We start from the raw sequence: 18,219 nt of genomic DNA, 5'->3' as shown, positions 1-18,219 counted from the left end.
GTGTTTTTTTATTTTCAAGGAGGGAAAATATGTTTATTTTACAAATTGTGCTTGTATTACTAGCGACTAAATTGGCCGGCCATTTGAGTGTTAGGCTAGGGCAGCCATCTGTATTAGGGAAGATTATTATTGGTATTGTTATTGGACCTGCTTTATTAGGATGGATTGACGATACGGATATTGTGAAACAATTCAGTGAAATCGGTGTTATCCTCCTTATGTTTTTGGCGGGACTTGAAACAAATTTATCGGATTTAAATCGAAACAAAAAGGCTGCTTTACTAGTTGCAGTAGGTGGTATCATTGTTCCTATTTTATTGGGATATGCAGGATCCATTTATTATGGTTTATCAACAGCGCAAGCTATATTTATAGGATTGCTTTTATCCGCTACTTCTGTCAGCATTTCGGTCCAAACATTAAAAGAACTTGGTTGGTTAAATAGTAAAGAAGGTTCTACTTTGCTAGGTGCGGCAGTTTTAGATGATATTATTGTCGTCGTCATGCTGGCAGTAGCAATGAGTTTCTTTGGGGACTCTGATGTTAGCATTACTTGGTTGATAGGTAAAAAAGTCATCTTCTTTGCTATCATTATTTTAGTATCAATCTGGGTTGTACCTGCGTTTTTGAGACTGTTTTCAAAATTAAAAGTAACAGTGCCATTGCTTAGTGGTGCGTTAATTATTTGCTTTGGCTTTGCCTATTTCGCAGATTCTCTAGGCATTGCAGCGATTATTGGATCGTTTTTCGCGGGGATTGCCATATCTCAGACCAAATTTAAAGAGGAAATTGAGGAAAAGGTTGAGCCGATTGCAAATGGCTTATTTGTACCATTTTTCTTCGTAAGCATTGGCTTATCCGTTAGTTTTGCAGGTATCGGAAATCAAATATGGCTTATCGTTGTATTTTCATTGATTGCGCTTCTTTCGAAATTCATCGGGTCGGGTCTTGGCGCAAAAATGTCAGGCTTTTCTATGCGATCATCAATGGGTATCGGAGCAGGTATGATATCTCGTGGGGAGGTAGCATTAATTATTGCAGCAATGGGACTAGATTCAAAACTATTGCCAACAGAGTATTATACGCCAATGATTATTGTTGTCGTTATTACAACATTAGCTACACCACCACTCCTTAAAGGAATATTTGGGAAGAGACAAGAAAATTAGAATACAAAAAACGCTCAATCATATGATTGGGCGTTTTGTCTATAGACTTAAGATTATTTCTAACTAATAACAAGATAATATTCTCTTGTTTGAAACACAGAGAATAATATATAATAAATCTATAAAAACGGGGCATTAGCAAACTCCAAATATTTTCTCGGGGATATAGTATAGCGGGAATACGCCACAATGGCATTGTGGAATCAGGGGTTCGATTCCCCTTATCTCCATTAAAATTACGTTGTTTTTAGGTCGATTTTTTAACCAACACACTCCATCAATTCAGTAATTTGAATTGTGGGGTGTTTTTTTAGGTTTTTTGGATAAATCATTTAAAAGCCAATGTTCAAACAGCGTTAAGTACACAAATGCAAAGGAGAAAAGATGATAATAAAAAATTAAACCAAAATATATTTAATGTCACATATACGTCGGTTTTTATAGTAGAAACGGGTCAATTAAATTTTAAAAATTATCAATCCATATCAAAATAAATCGGGTAATGATTTACACAGCCGTCATTAAACTTTGCATTGCAAGAGGGGCAGTGATTTGAATGCATATACTGATGAATAGTGAGCTCAGTTTTACAAACCCCACATAATATGGCTTGTACATCAAACATTTCTTTAGTCCATTTTTGAATTGGATGATTGGCGTTTGCATCATGGCATTTATAACAAGGATAATATTCGCCGCAGCAAGCAAATTTGATAGCAATGACATCGAGAACTGTATGATAGTGAGTACATCGTGTTTCTTGATCAATAACATTTCCTAAGACTCGCAATTTACAATCTCCTTTAAGTTTTTCTACAATTGTAACATATCCCTTTCCAACAACTTGAATAAAATGAAGTTTACATCCATATATTTAACAGAATGTGGAGGTGGATAGATGGGGATAGGAATTATTGGTTTTTTGGCAACTGCCAGCGGCCTTGGTGTTGGAGGTATACTTGCAACTCTTTTTAAAGGAACAATACGAAAAGCGGCTGCTATTAATGGCATTTGCGCAGGTATTCTACTGGGGCTGCTTTTTATCGAAATCATTCCAGAAAGCTTACAGTTAAGTGGTGTGTTGATATTTGGCATAGGTGTATTTTGGGGAATTATTGCGTTTAGCGTATTGCATGGATTCATGCATGGTGAGATGGAATCAATGAATTTTCAAAGGGAGCAACATGGTAGGGCAGGAGCTATTTTAGCCTTAAGTATAGCAATTCACAATCTACCTCTAGGTTTGTCATTAGGATTCGGCGAAACAACTGGAATGAGTAGTTCATTACTGTTTCCTATTATTTTACATAATATTCCTGAAGGGCTGGCAATATTTATTCCTTTATCGCTTGCAAAGATATCATTTAAAAGACACATATTCATTCTGCTAGCAGTGTCATTTCCAGTAGGACTTGGAGCAATTCTTGGGAGTATCATTGGAGCGTCCTATCCAATTTTTTGGGCTATTCTTCTAAGTTTCTCTATAGGAATGATTATAAGCGTAGTTTGGAAGGAAATTATAATGGAAGCAGCAGGACGCACTTCATTTTTATATGTTTTGAAATATCTTATTTTGGGTATGTTCGTCATGGCAAGTTTTCTTTTCTTTTTTCCACCAATATGATAATTGTAATAGTCGATGAATGACATTGGGCAGTTGGAAAAATACCTAATTACTCTCATAATAATTATACAAGCAATAACAAAAGGGGGAAAAGTTATGAGCGAATCAATAAATATGACAGAACACGATAATCATAACGAGGAGTTTTGGAATGTCATCACACATGGTGTAGGATTTTTGCTTTCCATTCCCGCTTTATTTTTGTTAATGCACAAAGCGAATCTTGTTTCATCATCAATATATATGGCAAGCTTTATAGTATTTGGATTAACAATGATGATTCTTTATCTGTCTTCCACTTTATTTCACGGATTCAAGAAATATAAGCATGTTTTTTCAAAATTAGATCACTTTTCTATTTATCTTTTCATAGCAGGTACATATACGCCAATCGCACTAATTGGGGTTGGGGGCAAGCTAGGCATAACCATTTGCTTGATTGAATGGATTCTCACATGTATTGGAATTGTCTGTAAATGTTTCTTCATCTATCGCTACAAAAAGCTATCCTTATTATTCTATATAAGTATGGGATGGCTTGTAGTTATTGCTATTAACCCATTAGTTGCTCATATTACATGGATGGGATTTTTGATTTTGCTAACAGGTGGCATTTTTTATACAGTCGGTGCTTATTTTTACCAAAACAATAAAATTCCCTACAACCATGCAATTTGGCATTTGTTTGTCTTAGCAGGTAGTGCATCGATGTATTGGTGTATTATTGATTATTTATAAATTTCAAAAGCGCAAAAGGCTGGAACATAAAAAATAGCTCCTTCCAATGTTGAATAATTGAACTTTATATAATCATTATAAATGGAACGGAACACGGATGATCGTAATTTTATGTAAGTTTTTCATTATGACTACATTCAAGAGAAAAATTATTAAAAGAAAACCGGCAAATGTGAAATTGATTTCACATAGAGTTCGGTTTTTTTAATACCTAAAATACTCTTGTCTCAGTATCTTTTCTTGTGGCAAATATCAAGATACTGCATAACATAAACAATACGTTGGATAGAGTGGCAAAATATGCTTCTTTCAATTTAGTGATTTTGTATTATAGTTAATATATAGATTCACTTAAAATGATATGTTTTTGATAGATTATAATATTGAAAGAAGGAAAGCATATGAAGAAATTTCTTGCCGTATTGCTTGGAATCTTCATTTTTTTAGGTGCTGCCATTTATTATATCCATTTAAATGTATATGCATCAGGTGGTACGCCGAAAGTTGAGTCACAGCAGCAATTAAAGCACGAAATCTTAAAAAACTTGAATGAAGTAAAACCAGAGTTCACCATTCAAACAAAATACCCCATCTATAAGGCTAAAGAAGCAGAACAACAGCTGAAAAGCGTCTTCAAAGAAATAAGTTCTGTCGGCAATTATGGTTTTGGCAATTTAGATGGTTACTCTTACTATATATCTTCCAATATGGGCTTTACTAAAATCGAAATAAAAACATTCTATTTAACTACTGCAGATCAAGAGAAAAAGATACACCACAAAGTAAAAAAAATAATTCAAAATAATCATATTCAGAAGATGACGGATTTTGAAAAGGTATTTTTCATCAATGGCTATTTGGCCTCCCATATTGAGTATAGCGAAAATGCAACTCATGGTGGTCATTCTGCATATGCTGCATTATTTGACCATAAAGCAGTATGCCAAGGGTACGCATTAGCTGCAGATTTGCTTTTAAGAGAATCAGGACTGCAAACCAAATACATTACAGGTAAAGTTAAAGGTGAAAACCATGCCTGGAATAAAGTAAAGCTGGATGGTAAATGGTACAACCTTGATATCACTTGGAATGACCCTATGCCTGACCGAGGTGAACGTTACAGACTTAACTACTTTTTGATTAGTGATAATCAACTTGCAAAAGATCATATGTGGAATTATGACTCGCTTTTTCAAGCGAAAAGCAAAAAATACGAAGGTTTGATGAATGCTCAAGCATTTGCAGTAGACAACAATAATGTTTTTTATACATTACCAAATGAATCAAACCTATATAAGTGGAATACAACAACAAGTCAAAAATCAGTTCTTCTTCAGCACGTGATGCCTCTACAAAATATAGAGGCAAAGGACAACTGGTTACTATTAAAAGACTACACAGGCAATATGTCCAAAGTGAAAGAAGATGGAACACAATATAGCGGAACGATTTTCGCAAGCATTAACCAATATACAGAGTCAGCCAGCAAATGAATTGCAAAATGGTTAAATGTATTAAAAAGTCTAGTATATATTTAGATTAACTTTTATCAAACCTTTCGAACTGCTTATAGTTTGAAAGGTTTTTTACTAGTTCTATAAAGTTTGGTTACGTCCAGAGTTTTGAAAATTGTTATATTATAATAGAAAAATATCCAAAAGGAGTGCGAGGGATGCACTTACAAGGAATTACGCCTCTACATGATTATGAGAATATTTTGATCGTTAATGAAGAAGGAAGAACAATCTTTTATGATATGGCTGATCTATCTATACTTCAACATTTAGGATTTAAAACTGAGAACTTCATTGGGGAAAAAGTGACCCATCTATATAAAGATTTACCTAACGAAGAAAGTACCATATTAAGCGTGCTTCAATCAGGGGAGCCGCTGTGTGGTGTAACCCAGCGATTAACCGCTCAGAGTGGTTTTTCATATTCTTCCTGAAATGGCTAACACCTATTCTTATTGTTTTAGTCATCATCGTTTTTAAAGGTATGTTTAGTCCAATTGGTATGCCGGCTCCTCCTTCAGTGAAAGATGCTTTTTGAATGCCTTTATTCATGCATACCAAACTGGAGATGTCGTAACAGGCATTTTCTGTGCACCCATCTTTATCGCTGCCATAGTTGGATATGGTTATAAAGGTGCTTCTATGAAAAAGATAGCATGGCGAGGAGTAGCAATTGCTGGGGCAGGCTTATTCATTGTCTATGGAGGTTTGTTATACCTTGGGGCTACAGGGAGCAGTGTATTTCCAAAAGATTGGCTGATACAGCGCTTGTTTCGGAGCTAGTCCACACAATCTTGGGGGACTTTGGAGGTGTACTCTTAGCGATCGCCATTGCTTTGGCATGTCTGACGTCGCATTGTATTAATCTTGCTTGGTACATTCAATCGGTTCATACCTAATTCAGGTTCCTAAGAGGAGCGATACTTTTGACGTTTATTGTTAGTCTTGTTGAGACATTTGGAGGGATAGGCATTAACGTGCCATTGCTATTTAATGGCTTAGAGTATTTGCCACTCAGTTAGAATAGATTTGCTTGGTTGGTTCACGCCATTTTAGGATTTGTAGCAGGCGGTCTATTATATAGAAAGAAATCATCTGATCATGAATTAAATGATGCTTTTGAAGATCGGGAAAAGGAAGAATTAAAATTAGAGAAGATACATTAGGTAGAATAAAATTAGAGAAGATACAATAGGTAGAATAAAATTAGAGTTGAGTATGATTTATTTCTTTTGAGGACAAGAAATCAGCAATTTTTAGATGAAGTAATGTTTCCCCGCTTTTAAATTTGCTAGGCAGTCACCTATAGGCACCCCTTAGCATATGCTAATTAAGTAATACATCTACTATGAGAGGGGCAATACATCATTGAAAGGAAATGAATTTCATTATTTTGCAGGAGGCAATACCTCAAAGGGTTTTTATAGTTTATTTGAATCTGCACTTAACAAGTTAGAAAAGTTATACATCTTAAAGGGAGGACCAGGAAACGGCAAGTCGACTTTAATGAAGAAGATTGCTGGGTCAATGGTGGCAGCAGGCTTTGATACAGAATATCTTCACTGTTCATCAGATGCTGATTCATTGGATGGTATAGTCATCCCTTCTTTAAAGATTGGAATAGTTGATGGAACAGCACCCCATGTAATTGAGCCAAAGATTCCGGGTGCTGTTGAGGAATACGTTAATCTAAGTGCAGCATGGGATACCAAACAGCTTGCAGAAAATAAGGATGTCATTCAACAATTATCTGCTGAAAAACAACAAGCTTATACTACTGCGTATGAAAACTATAACAAGGCGCTTGCAATCCATGATGAATGGGAAGCTATATTTATCAGCAATACAGACTACGATCAGTTAGATGAATTAGCAGAAGATCTTCAAAAACAATTTTTTGGCGATCTAACTTTAAATAAAGATTCTGCAATCTTTCATAGATTCTTAGGTGCTGCAACACCTATCGGAGCAGTGGATTTTGTACCAAACCTTACAGAAGGTCTGCGCAAGCGCTATTTCTTAAAAGGAAGACCAGGTACTGGTAAATCTACACTACTCAAAAGATTAGCTAAAACGGCGAAAGCTAAGGGCTTTGACGTAGAAATATACCATTGTGGTTTTGATCCAAACAGTCTAGATATGTTGATTTTTAGAGAATTGGGTATAGCAATCTTTGATAGCACAGCGCCTCATGAATATTTTCCTACCCGGGAAGGTGATGAAATCATTGATTTATATAACCTAGCCATCACTTCGGGTACAGACGAAAAATATGAAAGCGAACTTCAAGAGATTCAAGAAGCCTATAAAAGTTCAATGGATGAAGCGACAGTCTACTTGGCAAAAGCAAAAAATGCACATGAAAAACTAGAAAACATTTATGTAAATGCTACTGATTTTAAGATTGTCGACCAAATTACAACTCAATTAGAGGAAGCTATTCAAAATAAAGCTGAAGTGTTCAATAGATTGTAATAAACCCTCAGCCCCTAATAACAACACCAACTTGATGAGACATTAAAACAACTGATATTAGAGTTAGAAAAATTGGGGAACGAAATGCTAACTATTAAAGAAACACAGGAAAAGGTTATTCAACTTATTATTGAGAAGCTTAAATAACGATTAGTTGGGTTATCTTTATTAAGCTCCAATTTGATGCTTTTTGCATTAAGTTGGAGCTTTTATCTTTAATAATAAATTGTGGTTCACAAGCTGAAATAAATTTAATAGTTTACATAATTATTATGAATGAAACTCAATGTCGAATAACCGTTGTCGAAATTTGGCTGGTAGTTAAAGTGCTACTTAATTAAAAAGTAAACAATCCCTGTACTTCATTCGACATGATTCACCAGAATGAGATAAAAGGGCAAGTAAAAAGGATTTCTGTCGAACTATAAAAATTTCTTTTGTTGAGCGACTTTTCTATCAGGCTTAAAGAAAGATTTATACTGAAGCAATGTATACACCATCACTATTACAGTCCAAGCAACAAAAAGAGTGCCGAAAAGATTAAAGAAGGAATGAGAACCGAGAAAAAATGTATACCAACTCAATAGACAAAAAATAATCATTCCAATATATGCCCACTTCTTTAATTGCATATAGCCGTATGCTATGCCCGATACAATGCTGGCTAGCAATATACAAAGCAAATCCTCTGGAAAGTCAGAAATGCCGAGGATAGGTGCGTGTTCAATTGAAAGAGGCAACTGCTGGGTAAAAAAAGTAATGAATATTAAGAAAGTGCTTCCTAAGATGAATAAAAAGCTAATATAAGTAACTCCCGCTGGCCTTTCCATTTTAATCCTCACTTTCTTAGAACAGATTTCTTTAATATATAATGAAAGTGCTCTAAGTATGTCTTTAGAATTAAACATTTTAAGGCATCTTGAAATCGACTTAATAAGGAAATACTAAAAGACCTTCAGAATTATCTCTGAAGGCCTTTAACTTAAGAAGTTTTTTCTTTCAAAGTTTTGCGTTTACGTGTTGTTTTCTTCGGCTTTGTTTTATCAAGGGATGCTTGTAATGCTGACATCAAATCCGTGACATTATCAGGCAAAGGCCGCTTAGCTTCAGATGCAGTAACCGTACTGTCTGCTTTTTTCTCTTCAATTAAATCCATCAAACGCAGACGATATTCATCCTGATATTTATTAGGGTCAAATGCTGTTGTGAGTTGATCCACTAATAGTAAAGCAGTGTCCAATTCTTTTTGAACAACAGTTTGTTCACTTGGAATGTTTGGTACTTCACCGATGCTTCTTACTTCGTCTGGAAAGTGAATTGTTTCCATTACAAGTGCATCTTTAAACACTCTTACGATGGCTAATTGTTCTTTTGAACGAATAATTATCTTGGCCACTCCGATTTTACCTGATTCTTCTAGCGTTTTTCTTAATAAAGTGTATGCTTTACTGCCATTCGCATCTGGTGACATATAGTAACTTCTTTCAAAATAGATTGGATCAATTTCTTGAAGTTTTACAAAATCAATTATTTCTACTGCCTTGTCTTCATTTTCTTTTCGTAAATTCTCAAGTTCTTCTTGATCTAATACCACAAACTTGTTTTTTGCATACTCATATGCTTTAACAATTTCATCCTCTGTGACTTCTTGATCACAGCCCTCACACACCTTTTTATAGCTGATTGGAGTATTGCATTTTTTATGAAGCTGGCGTAGCTTCACATCTTTGTTTTCTGTTGCAGCATGCAATTTGATTGGAATATTTACCAATCCAAAGCTGATACTTCCTTTCCAAACGGTATGCATAATCATCACCCTCTTTTCCTTTAGTATTGAATGGATGTTAGGTTTTATGTATGTCAAATTAAATTAAGTGAAAACTACTGAGCGTATAAGCTTTTCATATCTAACAAAATGGGGACGTAATTAATGCTAGTTGATTCAGGTTAAATGGAAAAAGAAAGAAGGTGCACTCTTTTGAAACCAATGCTTTTAACTGCTACAGAGACTATTCCTTCTGGTGCTGACTGGCTATTTGAAACAAAATATGATGGGTTTCGCTGCATTCTTGAATGGAATAAGGATATAGAGCTATATAGCAGGAATGAAGGGAATCTAAGTAAGCAATTTCCTGAGATTTTAGATTTTTTAGCATCTATTAAAGAAAAAATGAAAAGTTATTTACCATTAGCTCTGGATGGCGAGCTAGTTTATTTAGCCAATGATTACAAAAGTGAATTTTCCATCGTACAAAGCAGAGCGCGTCTTCGTAGCAAGGAAAAAATTAATGATCAACGCAATCATTTTCCATGTCAATTTGTTGTTTTCGATATATTACAAATAAAGGGAAAAGATATCACGAATCTTTCTTTCTTAAAGCGAAAAGAAAAGCTAAAGGAACTATTTGAAAAAGTATCATTACCGGTTACTGTGATGCAGAATAATTTAGCATCAGTGCAAATGGTAGAACCTTTTGAGGATCCCGATCAATTGTGGAAACAACTAGTTATATATAATGGGGAAGGATTGGTTGCGAAAGAAATATCAAGCCAGTGGATAGAAAATACTCGTACCAATAGCTGGCTAAAAATAAAAAACTGGCGATATGTAAATGTTATGGTTACCGCATATGAACAGGAAAATAACTTTTTTATAGGAAGTGTTCTTAGTGAAAAAGAATTTGTGGAAGTTGTAACATTTAAACATGGCATGAAAGAAGAGGAGATAAAAACTCTTTCCCAGTTATTCAAACAAAATGGAGTCCAAATAAACCAAAACCGGTGGGAGCTATCTCCATCGATTGGTGTTAAAATTGCCTGCATCGATTTTGTTGGAGGGAAATTGAGAGAGCCTAGATTTGAAGCATTTCAGTTCAATATAGAGCCAGAAGATTGTACATGGCATAAACTAGAAAAAGATCTATACCCCTTACCTTCCTCTGTTGAAATAACTCATCCTGACAAACCAATTTTCCCATTGGTAAGGATTGAAAAGGATGATTATTTGTACTATTTGCAAGTTATTTCCCCCTATCTATTGCCATTTTTATTCAATCGTCCACTCACACTAATTCGTTACCCACATGGTGTGCCGGGGGAAAGCTTTTACCAAAAAAGTGCCCCAGCCCATGTACCTTCATTTGTGACAGTAAAAGATAATCAGCTATATTGCAATAATGTTGAAACACTTCTTTGGCTTGGAAATCAACTAGCAATTGAATATCATATTCCTTTTCAGCCAGTGAATTCAAATGGTCCTACGGAAATTGTCTTTGATCTTGACCCTCCCTCTGTTGAAGCATTTCATTTAACCCTTGAGGCTGCAAATCAAATGAAAGTAATTTTTGATGGGCTAGGTTTCTTATCTTTTATAAAAACATCAGGAGGTAAAGGAATGCAGATCTATATTCCATTACCTGCAAATTCTTTTACCTATGAAGACACAGGATTGTTTACAAAGTTTATCTGTGACTTTTTAATCGAACAAACTCCATCACTTTATACAATTGAGCGGCTCAAGAAAAATAGGAGGAAAAAACTCTACTTGGATTATGTACAACACCGTGAAGGAAAAACCATTATCGCTCCTTATTCACCGAGGGGGAACGAAAGCGGGTTTATTGCAACTCCTCTTGAGTGGGAAGAAGTGAAACCAGGCTTAACACCGGACCAATTTACAATACCAGAAATGATCGAAAGGGTACGCGCTAAGGGTGATCTATTCCGTCATTTTCGGAAGAATGTGAACAACAACGAGGAAGCGCTAACGCGATTTTTGAGCGGATTAAAAGGTGAGTAAAGAGAACGACTATTATAAAGCCATACCAAACATTACTAATTGAAGTGAGTACGTTTGTTCAGTATAATTAATAAGAACGTATATTCTTATTTTGGAGGCGTGAAATGAAAGAGCAGCTGATAAAAGCCATGCAGTATAACCAATTGATCGAGGTGGTATATATGGCTAAGGGTGGTAAAATGACTAAGAGGCGAGTTCGAGTAATTAAGATTGTAGGCAACAAGTTTCAAGCGTATTGTTTCAGTAAGGGTAGTATACGCACGTTTATCATTGAGAATGTTCTCTCTATGTTTCCAGTAGTCCGTCAAGAGAAAAAAGTGATTTAAAAAAAGAAAACTCCTCAAGGATTTCTAATATAGATTATAACCTTCAAAGCAAAAACGTCAGTATACTTGCTTGGAGGTTTTTTTGTAAAATAAATCACTCCCATTTAATTATTTTAATATATTTTTATATCCATTATTATGCTGTATTTATATGTAATTGGATAAATAAGAGAAAAGAAAGAGAAGCTAAGATGATTTATGGAGCAAATGTACTTGGATTATTATATAGATTGAGAAGATATTTTCTAATATGTAAGATAAATTTAAGTATTTTTGCCTATTTAATTTAAAGAAAATGTCCGATAGTTAGCCCTTTAAAGAGGGTGGCGAGAAAAAAAGGTACTTTTGGATTAATGTGAGTATTATTTACCATTTTGGAAAAAATCTCTTGATATACCTGGTTTCATACATAAGGAATATGTTATCTCACATTCAAGATAATAAGTATATTGATATAATTTATGTTGACCATAGTGACCTTGTCAAATAAAATTTTTATAGTAATCAATTTTCCATTTGCTAAGTATGGAGGAAATTTTAAGAAATAAGGAGCTGTTGAGAATGTCAGGACAAATTCGTATGACCCCCCAAGAACTAAAAAGTAAAGCTACAAAATATGGGTCAAGCAGTGATCAAATTAGAACAATATTAGATGAGTTATCAAACCTTCAAGAACAATTACGTTCTGAATGGGAAGGTAAAGCATTCGAACGATTTGACGACCAATTCGAACAACTGAAACCAAAGGTTAAGAACTTTGCACAACTACTTAATCAAATCAAAGATCAACTTGACCAAACAGCAGATGCTGTAGAACAACATGATGTACAACTTTCTAAAAACTTCGGATTACAATAAAAATTCGTTATCCAGCATTTTGCAGTCTTACCTTCAACTCTAACGAAACAACAAAAGTGAGGGTTAACTGCCCGGAGAACAAATATTTAGCAAGATCGGAATGTTTGCGAACGGAATAATGCTCAGCTGCGTAGAAACGACTGCTGAGTGAGGTGTCATTTTATTCAACGATGGTTCACTGGTATAAACGAAATAAATTAGTAGCAAACCTACTAGCTTGAGGGCCGTTGAAAACTTTCGACGGTCCTATTGCTCTTTAGATGAAAAATAATGAGGTGTAGAAATGAAGAAATATCGGTTGCCATTTTTTATTGTTTTAGCTCTCCTTTTAGCGGCAATCATTGCATACATACCATTTCAATCGGCAACAAAAGAAAGAACTGAAAAAGCAGATTTTAAAATGGATGTCGCAATTGTTAATCTGGATGAACCTGTAGACTATAATGGGAAGAAATATAACTTTGGAGAAGAATTTAAAAAGAGTTTGGAAAATGACGATTCACATCGTTTCCATTTAGTAGATACAGCAGAAGCAGAGGATGGCATTGCAGATAAGCGTTATAATATGGCAATTACCATTCCAAATGATTTTACAAAAAGAGCACTTTCAATCGACAAGGTAAGCCCTGAGCCAATAGAGCTTTCCTACAAACTAAACGAATCTGATAATGAAATTACAAAAGCACAGGCTCAAAAAATATCAGGTGACTTATTAAACTCATTTAATCAAAAAGTAATTGATGTCTTTTTTGCAAGCGTGATAGGGAACCTGCAATCTGCTCAAAATAATGTAAAAGGCATTGTGAAAAAGCAAGACCAACTAGCAGCAACTTACACCTCAGATATCCATGATCCATTAAGAGAATATTCTTCTACCTTAACGCAAATTGAAGACAGCACGAATGGAACAAGAAACTCATTTGTAAAACTGAACAAAGGGTTAAACAACTTTGCACAAGAAGCTCAAAAAAGTGTCAATGGTACTTCAGGATTAACGAATACGATGACAACGATGCAACAGTATATAACGGATGGAAATGATGGACTTAATTCGCTTATAAGCAAAATTACCGAAAACAATGATTCTTTAATGGCCGGCAATACTGAGGAAACATTAGAATATATCAAAGACCAACAAAAACAATTAAACGAATCATTTGCAGCGGATACAGGTTTACTAACAGAGATTCAAACATCTTTAAATTCTACAAGAGATGAAATATCTCGCTCAACTGTAACTTTAAAGGAACGAATTTATAATGATTTATCGAAAGAAGCTTCAGATTTAATTAATGAATCATTAAACGATTCTTTATCAGATCCAAAAAATGAAGCAAAATTGAATGCTCTTTTCTCTGTTCCCAAGGGCACGATTGAAAAAAATATTTTAAACAGCATTGATCAACTACCTTCCCTAGACGAAGAGCAATTAAAAGATTTAGATGTATCAGATACAACGAAAGATCAATTACGTAAGATCATGGCTGCAGCTAAACAATATGCTGTTGAAAACAAGCATCCAATTATTTCAAATGGCCAGTTATCTATTAATGATTATATGCAACAAATGAAACAAAAGCTTGCGACCGAAGGGGCAGTAATCGCTGACGAAGTAAAAATTCCTGCTCAAGAAGCTGGCAGCCGAACATTCGCTATTAGTGCTCCAAACGGATTTGTGACAAAGAATATTGTATTAATGCTGCCAAATGGCGTCGTTTTAAATAATATTCAACCAGGTAAAATTGATTTGCCCACCGTACCGCAAGGAAAAATGAAAGTATATGCAACGTTTGTCTTAGCTGATTACGCTACAGATATTCTGGCTCCAGTTCATTGGTCTTGGTCAATTAATAGCCATAGCGAAGAGACAAATACAGCATTGATGAAGAATATGGTGACACGTGTGTCACTGCCAGCTAATTCACTAAATACAAACGAGGCACCTGTTCCCTCGCAAGATGCACCAATTATTGAAGAGGATGCCCAAGAGACAACTATCGAAAAACCAGAAGATAATAAAGATACTGGCAAGACAAATGAATCTAATCAAACAACTGATAAAAATGAAGAGTCAACGAACGTACCAAAGGAATCAGAGGAAAAGAATCCAAATGTACAATCAAACTCTTCGGAAAATACAACGATTAAGGAGAAACAATCCACAAAACCAGGCGATACAGACGAAAAAGAGTCACCTGAAAAACCAAAGAGTACCGAAACAAAAACTATTACCGATAATGCGATACACCATGAGGTTACAACAATACTTGCATCGCAGGAGGATATTCCGACTCAACTAGTCATGTCCATTTGGAATTACCAGCGCTTACAAGCATTATTGAACCTTTATTATAGTATCGATGTAACGAATCCAGAGCAATTTGCACAATTAAGCCACTCCTCATTTGAGCAAGTAGGTAGTGCGAATGCTGATTCCCTTTATTATGCTCTTTCGAATAAAGGGATGAAGGAATTCATCATTTCTACTCTTAAACAAACATTAATAGACCGTACTACTGCAAAACTAACGAATGATATGGAATCTCTTAATAAACAAGTCATTTCTTATAATGATGCACTGAATGGTATTGCAGAGAAGATACCTAACCTATCGCAACAACTAAATGATTCGAAAGAAGTCGCAGAACAACAAGTAGCTGATATTGATACACTAATACCAACTGCTGCAGAATGGAAAGAAGCAAGTGGTCATCTAGCTGATACTGGCTCGAAGTTAACTGAGCAAAATGAAAAAGGAGGAAAAATAAGCATAGAATTGGAGGAGGGTCTTAGTGATTTATTAACCGCAAGCGACACGGTAGCTAGTCGAGCAGAGGCAGCATCTCTTCAAGCTGGCACTGTTTATGATACATTTGATGGCATAAATCAAAAAGCAGAGCAAATTAAAATAGGTGGAACAAACATTGCTCACAAAGCTGATCAGTTAGCTAATAATCTTATTCAAAAGGTATCAAATGATAATGATTATGCATCAAACTTTAGCAATGTCCTTGCGAATAGCAAAATTGGTAATAAATCAAATGAAGCACTCTATGCATTCTTATCAAGCCCTATTGATATGTCAAAATCATCGATAAAAAATGCACGAGATACTCGTTCTACATTCTATTTACTTATAATTTCTTCATTCTTAGCTTTGTTTACAGCATATGTAATTGCTGGATTTAAACGATTCAGCTTTAAGAAATCAGATTTTGAAGACGCTGCACAACAAAGTATATTTGCAACCAATTTGCCAATCACATTATTTACAACAGTCATTGCTGCTATTGAAGGGTTAGTTGTTGGTGCGATTTCCCTAAGCATTAATAAGTCAGCCATTGTTTCACCGTCGATATGGATGGCGCTTACAGCATTATGTATGGTTTTATTCGTACTTGCAGCAACATACTTACTTCGCCAATGGAAAATGGTTGGTATGTTTATTATCTTATTGGTGATTAGTATGTACCTATTCTTTACTGAAGCGCTTGGTTTTGACTTTGAAAGATCCCATATTATTCAACAATTTTCTCGTCTATCACCATTGCATTATTTAGAAAAAGCAATTTCAACTATTTTAAATACAAATAGTAGCAGTCTTTTAACCATATCTATAATCGCTATTTTAGGTTTGATTTTCTTTGTATTAAACCTATTTGTTTTTAAATTTAGACTTCCGAAAGAAGAAGTGATGTATGAAGCGTAAGGGGATTATATTACTGTTAATTGTGATCGCTTGGGTCATGCAAGCAGTATCTGTCCAAGCTGATGAAAAGAATGGACAGTTAGACATTGATATCCATCGCATCAATCAAAACAAAACAAAAGTCGACACAACCGATCATTCTGTTGAAGGAACGGAAGATTTATTTACTGATGAAAGTCTGCAACTGGATAAAGAGATCAGACAAAAAGAGACAGATAAGAAATCAGAGACGTTACATTCCCTTTTTCGAAATGACTTTATGGAACAACAAACACCTTCAACAGATCAATTATTCAAGCAGCCGATTAGTCTGAGTAATATACAACGAGAAGAAACTGCAGAGAGTCCAGCGATTAGCTGGCTCTTTGTCACTATTATTGCTCTGGTTATCAGTCTTTTTTGTACAGGACTGTTCCTTTTACTTAAAAAGCTAAGTGTAGGTGAAACACATGATGAATCATAAACGCGTCACAATTGACTTTATGCAGAGCGGTGGCGGCAGCTACGATATTGCCATTTCTCAAAAAATGACTGTCAAACAATTATTGCAGGCTCTTGCCGCAAGTTTGCATACTTCAATTGATTTGAATAGCGTTATTAAATTACCTTTAAAACAAAAAACAATGATGCCTGAAGACAGATTCATGGATTATTCAATATCCAATGGAGAACTACTGGTCGTCTACAGCGAACAAGACAAAAAAGGGGAGTCATAATGGAAGACAAATTAATTTTAGGAGCGGTCGAATTATCTGCAAAAAAGAAAGATGACCGACTAATTCTATCTTTGCCACAAGCTGATACCTCTCTTCGCAATACACAGGAATTACAGCTTTTAAATCAAGACAAAAATTACTTTATACAAGCTGATGTTCAGGTGCAAGACGAGAACTTAGAGTTTCATTACTTATTAACAGATATGCGTTTTTTTGAACAGATAAAACAATTAGACCGAGAGCACAAATTACGCATGCTATTTAATATAGGGCGTTTCAGCTCTATGTTAAACGGGCGTACAACTCTCGTTTTACATCCGGATAATCTAGTCTTTGATATCAACTTAATGCCTTATATGCTCTATCGGGGCATAAAAAATATTCTTCCGCCATTCCAGCATGAAGAAGGAGTGTTTTTAAAGACTTATAAATGTCTAGCGATTGCTACGTTTTCTAAGGAATTTAAATTTGATGATCTTATGAACGGTGCTTATGAACGAGCAAAGCAGACATCCTTCGAAAAAGCTGTCCATCAGTCACAGAACGTAGAAGAGCTGCAAGCATTATTAAAAAAATATTATGAGGAAGAACATAAGAAAGCAGCTCTAAAGTTTGAAAAAGTATCAAAAGCTCAATTTAAAGGTTTTAAAATTGCAACGATTGCTTTAGGTGTTGTTAGTATTGTGTTAATTTCTCTTGTTTTATATGCTTTTAGCTCTAAAATCCCAACAGAAGAGCTGTACAACCAAGCAAATGCATCCTTTATCAATGAAAATTATATAGATGTAAAAGAATCTTTAAAAGACCAAAAAATAGAGGATATACCCAAAAGTATAAAAAAGATTTATGCGATTTCTAGTATTAAAACTAGTTTGCAAGAGGAAGAAAAACAAACAAACGCAATAAATTCTATATCGTCTATTTCAGATGAGCGTCTTTTAAATTATTGGATTGATATAGCAAGAAACGATTTTAATGGAAGCTTAAAGATTGCAAAAAGCTTAGATGTAAACGATTTGAAAAAGTTCAGCATCATCTTGTATGAAAATCAGTTGAAAAAAAATACAAAGATGAATCAAACAGAAAAAGAGGATAAATTAAAAGATCTTGAAGTTCTATTAAATGAAATAACTGAAGAAGAAGCAGCTGCACAAGAAGCTCAAGAATCTGAAACGCAAAAAGCAGCTGAAGAAAAACAAAAACAAATAGAGGCACAAGAAAAACAGAAAGTAGAAAAACAAAAGAAGCAAAACAAGGAAAAACAAGATAAAAAAACAGACAAAGAATAGGA

16 protein-coding genes, 1 tRNA gene and 1 pseudogene are annotated in these 18,219 nt (G+C 34.8%); 15 read left to right on the top strand and 3 right to left on the bottom strand.

Going from position 1 to position 18,219, the window contains the following annotated elements:
- The first annotated feature begins 29 nt into the window (after positions 1–29).
- Both F0527_RS09470 and F0527_RS09465 read left to right on the top strand, forming a co-directional pair.
- Positions 30–1,169 (top strand): cation:proton antiporter, encoded by a 1,140-nt coding sequence (locus tag F0527_RS09470; RefSeq protein ID WP_066788285.1) that lies wholly within the window; start codon positions 30–32, stop codon positions 1,167–1,169.
- Positions 1,170–1,328: 159 nt separating this feature from the next.
- Positions 1,329–1,399: transfer RNA gene (locus tag F0527_RS09465), tRNA-Ala, on the top strand.
- Positions 1,400–1,644: 245 nt separating this feature from the next.
- On the opposite strand, the gene F0527_RS09460 is transcribed toward F0527_RS09465, so the two are convergent.
- Positions 1,645–1,959 (bottom strand): CHY zinc finger protein, encoded by a 315-nt coding sequence (locus F0527_RS09460; RefSeq protein WP_150284652.1) that lies wholly within the window; start codon positions 1,957–1,959, stop codon positions 1,645–1,647.
- 108 nt (positions 1,960–2,067) lie between these two features.
- Here F0527_RS09460 and F0527_RS09455 point away from each other — a divergent pair, with 108 nt between their 5' ends.
- The 6 genes and pseudogenes from F0527_RS09455 to F0527_RS09430 all read left to right on the top strand — a co-directional run bounded on the left by F0527_RS09455 (position 2,068) and on the right by F0527_RS09430 (position 7,520).
- The gene (locus F0527_RS09455) at positions 2,068–2,793 is read left to right on the top strand and encodes a ZIP family metal transporter (protein ID WP_150284651.1); all 726 of its coding nucleotides are present in this window, start codon (positions 2,068–2,070) and stop codon (positions 2,791–2,793) included.
- A 96-nt stretch (positions 2,794–2,889) separates the two neighbouring features.
- The gene (gene trhA / locus F0527_RS09450) at positions 2,890–3,531 is read left to right on the top strand and encodes a PAQR family membrane homeostasis protein TrhA (protein ID WP_150284650.1); all 642 of its coding nucleotides are present in this window, start codon (positions 2,890–2,892) and stop codon (positions 3,529–3,531) included.
- A 401-nt stretch (positions 3,532–3,932) separates the two neighbouring features.
- Complete coding sequence (locus F0527_RS09445) at positions 3,933–5,024, top strand: transglutaminase domain-containing protein (RefSeq protein WP_150284649.1); 1,092 nt, start codon at positions 3,933–3,935, stop codon at positions 5,022–5,024.
- 179 nt (positions 5,025–5,203) lie between these two features.
- Entirely contained in the window at positions 5,204–5,479 is a 276-nt protein-coding gene (locus F0527_RS09440) for a hypothetical protein (protein ID WP_150284648.1), read from the top strand.
- A gap of 91 nt (positions 5,480–5,570) precedes the next feature.
- Positions 5,571–5,828, top strand: a pseudogene (locus F0527_RS09435) (branched-chain amino acid transport system II carrier protein); the annotation flags it as partial.
- Positions 5,829–6,413: 585 nt separating this feature from the next.
- Positions 6,414–7,520, top strand: a complete 1,107-nt coding sequence (locus F0527_RS09430; RefSeq protein WP_150284646.1) for a PRK06851 family protein — start codon at positions 6,414–6,416, stop codon at positions 7,518–7,520.
- Positions 7,521–7,942: 422 nt separating this feature from the next.
- Here F0527_RS09430 and F0527_RS09425 read toward each other — a convergent pair whose 3' ends face one another.
- The gene (locus tag F0527_RS09425; protein ID WP_150284645.1) at positions 7,943–8,350 is read right to left on the bottom strand and encodes a hypothetical protein; all 408 of its coding nucleotides are present in this window, start codon (positions 8,348–8,350) and stop codon (positions 7,943–7,945) included.
- A gap of 152 nt (positions 8,351–8,502) precedes the next feature.
- On the bottom strand, positions 8,503–9,327 hold the full coding sequence (gene ku / locus F0527_RS09420) for a non-homologous end joining protein Ku (protein ID WP_150284644.1): 825 nt from the start codon (positions 9,325–9,327) through the stop codon (positions 8,503–8,505).
- A 180-nt stretch (positions 9,328–9,507) separates the two neighbouring features.
- On the opposite strand from ku, the gene F0527_RS09415 reads away from it, so the two are divergent.
- The 7 genes from F0527_RS09415 to essB all read left to right on the top strand — a co-directional run bounded on the left by F0527_RS09415 (position 9,508) and on the right by essB (position 18,217).
- A complete protein-coding gene (locus F0527_RS09415; RefSeq protein WP_223823585.1) occupies positions 9,508–11,319 on the top strand; it encodes a DNA ligase D in 1,812 nt (603 codons plus the stop codon).
- 104 nt (positions 11,320–11,423) lie between these two features.
- Positions 11,424–11,645 (top strand): WYL domain-containing protein, encoded by a 222-nt coding sequence (locus F0527_RS09410; RefSeq protein WP_150284642.1) that lies wholly within the window; start codon positions 11,424–11,426, stop codon positions 11,643–11,645.
- A gap of 561 nt (positions 11,646–12,206) precedes the next feature.
- Positions 12,207–12,503, top strand: a complete 297-nt coding sequence (locus F0527_RS09405; protein ID WP_147196775.1) for a WXG100 family type VII secretion target — start codon at positions 12,207–12,209, stop codon at positions 12,501–12,503.
- Between the two features lie 283 nt (positions 12,504–12,786).
- Entirely contained in the window at positions 12,787–16,212 is a 3,426-nt protein-coding gene (gene esaA, locus F0527_RS09400) for a type VII secretion protein EsaA (RefSeq protein WP_150284641.1), read from the top strand.
- Positions 16,202–16,675: a type VII secretion protein EssA gene (essA, locus tag F0527_RS09395; RefSeq protein ID WP_150284640.1), complete on the top strand. Its 474-nt coding sequence runs from the start codon at positions 16,202–16,204 to the stop codon at positions 16,673–16,675. Before esaA ends, essA begins: the two co-directional genes overlap by 11 nt.
- The gene (locus tag F0527_RS09390) at positions 16,665–16,928 is read left to right on the top strand and encodes an EsaB/YukD family protein (protein WP_150284639.1); all 264 of its coding nucleotides are present in this window, start codon (positions 16,665–16,667) and stop codon (positions 16,926–16,928) included. The genes essA and F0527_RS09390 overlap by 11 nt, the downstream gene beginning before the upstream one ends.
- Positions 16,928–18,217, top strand: coding sequence for a type VII secretion protein EssB (essB, locus tag F0527_RS09385; RefSeq protein ID WP_150284638.1), 1,290 nt, complete (start codon positions 16,928–16,930; stop codon positions 18,215–18,217). The genes F0527_RS09390 and essB overlap by 1 nt, the downstream gene beginning before the upstream one ends.
- Positions 18,218–18,219 lie beyond the last annotated feature (2 nt).

Origin of the sequence: Rummeliibacillus sp. TYF-LIM-RU47, from assembly GCF_008638315.1 — a bacterium.
Lineage (GTDB): Bacteria > Bacillota > Bacilli > Bacillales_A > Planococcaceae > Rummeliibacillus > Rummeliibacillus stabekisii.
This window is presented reverse-complemented; position numbering and strand designations above follow the sequence as displayed.